Annotated in this window: 1 protein-coding gene and 1 pseudogene; both read left to right on the forward strand. The window is 61.3% G+C overall.

What is annotated here, in order from left to right:
- Nucleotides 1–356: pseudogene (locus tag EN994_RS34285) on the forward strand (3' terminal RNA ribose 2'-O-methyltransferase Hen1); the annotation flags it as partial.
- Nucleotides 353–636, forward strand: a 284-nt coding sequence (locus EN994_RS34290; protein WP_164746568.1) for an AAA family ATPase, incomplete at its 3' end; no start/stop codon positions are given. The pseudogene EN994_RS34285 and the gene EN994_RS34290, both read left to right, overlap by 4 nt.

Here is a 636-nt window from a genome sequence, read left to right on the forward strand (position 1 = left end):
CGCTGACATATCGCGACAGCCGCTGGGCAGAAGCTGATGTTGCCGTGTTGGTGGAGGTCATCGAGCATCTCGACGAAGACAGATTGCCCCTAATCGAACGTGTTGTCTTCGGCGAGACGGCGCCCAAAACCGTGATCGTGACCACGCCCAACGCCGATTATAACGCCTTGTTTCCCAATCTGGCTCCCGGCGCCTTTCGCCATCCGGATCACCGTTTCGAATGGAGCCGCGTTCGGTTTGAAGCCTGGGCGGCCCGGATCGGCAAGGCCTATGGCTACAGCGCCGCATTCAGCGACATCGGAGCCGTGCACCCAGTCCTGGGGGCGCCGACACAGATGGCGGTGTTCACCCGATGAGAGAGCCCGACAAGACCGATCTCGCCATCCCTGACTTCGCCCTGGTCGTGCTGATCGGATCGACGGGATCAGGCAAGTCGACCTTCGCCGCCAGGCACTTCCTGCCGACAGAAATCATCTCCTCGGATCGCTGCCGCGCGCTAGTCAGCGACAACGAGACTGATCAGGATGTCTCGGCAGATGCCTTCGATTTGGCGCGCGAGATTGCCAGCAAACGGCTCAAGTATCGCAAGCTGGCCGTCATCGATGCCACCAACGTGCGAGCCGCTGACCGCAAGGC

The sequence above is a fragment of the Mesorhizobium sp. M7A.F.Ca.CA.002.09.1.1 genome, assembly GCF_003998555.1.
Lineage (GTDB): Bacteria > Pseudomonadota > Alphaproteobacteria > Rhizobiales > Rhizobiaceae > Mesorhizobium > Mesorhizobium ciceri.